The sequence below is a fragment of the Streptomyces sp. URMC 124 genome (assembly GCF_051386455.1).
Classification (GTDB): domain Bacteria; phylum Actinomycetota; class Actinomycetes; order Streptomycetales; family Streptomycetaceae; genus Streptomyces.
In genome coordinates, this window is record NZ_JBPQTS010000284.1 from 1 (window position 1) to 3336 (window position 3336).

Consider the following 3336-nt stretch of genomic DNA (forward strand, 5'->3'; position numbering starts at 1 on the left):
GCGGAGAGGGGGGTGTCGGCGGGGAGCCAGAGGTGGATGGTGAGGGCGCCGAAGCCCCCGATCATGACGATCTCGCCGTGGGCGAAGTTGATGAGCTGGACGATGCCGTAGACCATGGTGTACCCGATGGCGATGAGGCCGTAGAGGGCACCGAGGGCGAGACCGTTGACCAGCGTTTGCGGCAGTTGGTGCACCGCTGGGCCTCCGATGTGGGTGTCGGATGTGGGTCCGCGCGAGGGCGTGGGACGCGTCCTCGCGCGGGGTGCGGTTTCCGCTGGGCCTTTTCGGCTGCTGAGGGCCGGGAGGGGCCTGGAGGGGCCGGGAGGGGCCCGTAGGCCGGTTCAGTCCTTGAAGGTGGCGCTCTTGAGGGACTGCCAGGCGTCGCCCTTGACCTGGTAGACGGTCAGTTGCTTGTTGGTGGTGTCGCCGTATTCGTCGAAGGAGACCTTGCCGGTCACGCCGTCGAAGGAGACCTTGCCCATGGCTTCGGTGACTTTGGCGCGGGCGTCGGCGGGGAGTTTGCCGTTGTTGTCGGTGACGACCTTCTTGACGGCTTGGACGATGGCCCAGGCGGCGTCGTAGGAGTAGCCGCCGTATGCGGCGTAGGGGTCTTTGTAGCCGGCGTCCTTGTAGTTCTGGACGAAGGCTTTGGCGGAGTCGAGGGCTTCGACGGGGTAGCCGACGGAGGTGCCGAGGTCGCCGTCGTTGCTTTCGCTGGAGGCTTTGATGAAGGCGGGGTCGTAGACGCCGTCGCCGCCCATGAGGGGGATGCGGGCTCCGGTCTTCTTCACCTGGTCGGAGAGGAGGCCGCCTTCGGGGTACTGGCCGCCGTAGTAGACGATGTCGGCGCCGCTGTTCTTGACTTTGTTGGCGACGCTGGAGAAGTCGGTCTCTTTGACGGTGATGTGGTCGGTGCCGACGACTTCGCCGCCGAGGCGTTTGAATTCCTGGGCGAAGATGGAGGCGAGGCCGACGCCGTAGGTCTGTTTGTCGTCGACGACGAAGACTTTCTTCTTCTTGGCGTCGTTGTGGGCGTACTGGGCGGCGAAGCGGCCTTGGATGATGTCGGTGGTGGCGGTGCGGAAGTAGGTTTTGAAGGGGCGTTTCTTCTGGCCTTTGAGCCAGGTGTCGCCCTGGCTGAGTTCGGGGCTGGTGTTGGCGGGGGAGACCTGGGTGAGGTCGGCCCGGGCGAAGACGCCCTGCATGGACTGGGAGACGCCGGAGTTGAGGGGGCCGACGACGCCGAGGACGGCTTTGTCGCCGACGAGTTTGGTGGCGTTCTGCTGGCCGGAGGCGGGGACGGCCTGGTCGTCCAGGGCTTCGGTCTTGAAGGTGATGCCCTGGACTTCTTTGTTCTTGTTGGCGGTGCGGGCGGCGAGGTCGACGGAGTTCTTGATGCCCTGGCCGAGGGCGGACAGGGAGCCGGTCAGCGGGGCGTCGATGCCGATCACCACGGTGGTCTGCTTGCCGCTGCTCTCGTCGTCGTTCTTGCCGCCGTCGCGTGAGCCGCAGGCGCTCAGGGTGAGGGTGCCGGCGGCGAGGGTGCTGGTGAGGATGAGCAGGGGACGGTGGCGCACGGTGTGTCCTTTCCCCGGCGGGGCGGTGACTGGCCGTGACTCTAAGGGGGTGCGGCGGCGGGGGGCAGAGGTGCTGTCCATGATGTGACTGTCTTGTTATGACGCAGATCACTTCTGGGGAATTTTGTGTAGCAGCTCTGAGCGAATGATCTTCGCGGATCGTGATTTGTCCCCCGAGTGCGGAGCCGGATAGTGCAGTTCCACTAAGGAGTCGGAGGCCCGGAGGGGGTCCGAGAGGCTCCGGGAGCCGTGGTTCTGCCGGCGGAGCTACGCCTCTCGCACCGCACGGCAGTCACTTACGGTCACGTCGGAGGCCGCCAGTTCTCCGAGCTGCGGGTGGCCCCGCCCGCGGCCTCGCAGCGCTGCCGCGCCTGGCGGCGGACCAGTTCGAGGGCCGCGGCGGTCCCGTGCTCGCGCTGTTCGCCGCGGGCCGCCTGCACGATGTCGTCGTAGAGGGCGAACTGCTCGTTGGACAGGCCCTTCTGCTCCCAGTCGAGCCCCGCGCCCTTGCCGCCGGTCAGGTCCTGCTCGGCCCAGTACGCGATGAGCTTGGTGCACAGCTGCACGGGTGAGTCGGGCGTGGGGGAGCGTGGGGAGGGGCCGGCCGCGGAGTCCCCGCAGCCGGCCAGAAGGGCGGCCGTCAGCAGCAGCGATGCGCCGGCCGGCAGGCGGCGCCGGTGTGCCCGCATGGAGCGAAGGTAGAGCGCGTTCGCGTCACCGGGAAGTCATCCGGCAAGGGATCCGGCGAGGGATCCGGCGAGGGATCCGTGCGGCTCGCGGTGGTGTCAGCCCGCGTCGCGCAGGACGCAGGTGAGGCGCGCGGAGCACACGCGCTTGTCCTGCTCGTCGGTGACGACGATCTCGTAGGTGGCGGTGGTGCGCCCGCGGTGGACGGGGGTGGCGACGCCGGTCACCAGCCCGGAGCGGACGCCCCGGTGGTGGGTGCAGTTGAGGTCGACACCGACGGCGATCCGGGAGGGGCCGCCGTGCAGCATGGCGCCGACGGAGCCGAGGGTCTCGGCGAGGACGGCGGAGGCCCCGCCGTGCAGCAGCCCGTACGGCTGGGTGTTGCCCTCGACGGGCATGGTGCCGACCACGCGCTCGGGGGAGGCCTCGACGACGCGCACGCTCATGCGCTCGCCGAGGTGCCCGGCGGAGAAGAGGGCGGGCAGGTCGAGCCCGCTGCCGACCCACTGGTCCAGGACCTCCTGCGGGAACGTGGTCTTGCCGTGCTCGCCCATGCGTCGTGCTCCGATCACCCTCGGCCGTTGTGGTGTGAACGTTTTTTCAGCTCAACGGCCTCGCCGTCAACCGGTCCGGTCGTCCTTCTGCCCCGCCTGCCCTGTCGCGTACTCCGCCTGCTCGGCCCGTGCCGTCCGCTCCGCCTTCTCGATCCTGATGACCACGGACTTGCTGGCGGGGGTGTTGCTGGTGTCGGCGGTGTGGTCCAGCGGGATCAGGACGTTGGTCTCGGGGTAGTAGGCGGCGGCGCAGCCGCGGGCGGTGGGGTAGTGGACGACGCGGAAGCCGGGGGCGCGGCGTTCGGTGCCGTCGGTCCATTCGCTGACGAGGTCGGCGTAGGAGCCGTCGGCGAGGTCGAGTGCGCGGGCGTCGTCGGGGCTGACGAGGACGACGCGGCGGCCGTTCTTGATGCCGCGGTAGCGGTCGTCGAGGCCGTAGATGGTGGTGTTGTACTGGTCGTGCGAGCGGAGGGTCTGCAGGAGCAGTCGGCCTTCGGGGAGGCGGGGGTACTCGACGG

At 68.9% G+C, this 3336-nt stretch carries 5 protein-coding genes; all 5 read right to left on the reverse strand.

Annotated features, from left to right (window positions below; all coding sequences use genetic code 11):
- Window positions 1-194: ABC transporter permease subunit (locus ACSNOG_RS32165; protein WP_436756239.1), on the reverse strand; the 194-nt coding region annotated here is incomplete at its 3' end.
- A gap of 147 nt (window positions 195-341) precedes the next feature.
- Complete coding sequence (locus ACSNOG_RS32170; RefSeq protein ID WP_436756240.1) at window positions 342-1577, reverse strand: branched-chain amino acid ABC transporter substrate-binding protein; 1236 nt, start codon at window positions 1575-1577, stop codon at window positions 342-344.
- A 302-nt stretch (window positions 1578-1879) separates the two neighbouring features.
- Window positions 1880-2266: a hypothetical protein gene (locus ACSNOG_RS32175; protein ID WP_436756241.1), complete on the reverse strand. Its 387-nt coding sequence runs from the start codon at window positions 2264-2266 to the stop codon at window positions 1880-1882.
- 96 nt (window positions 2267-2362) lie between these two features.
- Window positions 2363-2818 carry a PaaI family thioesterase gene (locus ACSNOG_RS32180; RefSeq protein ID WP_436756243.1) on the reverse strand — a complete coding sequence of 152 codons (456 nt, stop codon included), beginning with the start codon at window positions 2816-2818 and terminating at the stop codon, window positions 2363-2365.
- 66 nt (window positions 2819-2884) lie between these two features.
- Window positions 2885-3336 (reverse strand): molybdopterin dinucleotide binding domain-containing protein (locus ACSNOG_RS32185; protein WP_436756242.1); only part of this gene is annotated, 452 nt, incomplete at its 5' end.

What these genes read in the sequence shown, in the direction of transcription:
- ACSNOG_RS32175 (WP_436756241.1), bottom strand. Translation starts at nt 2,266, where the DNA reads ATGCGGGCACACCGGCGCCGCCTGCCGGCCGGCGCATCGCTGCTGCTG.
- ACSNOG_RS32180 (WP_436756243.1), bottom strand. Translation starts at nt 2,818, where the DNA reads ATGGGCGAGCACGGCAAGACCACGTTCCCGCAGGAGGTCCTGGACCAG.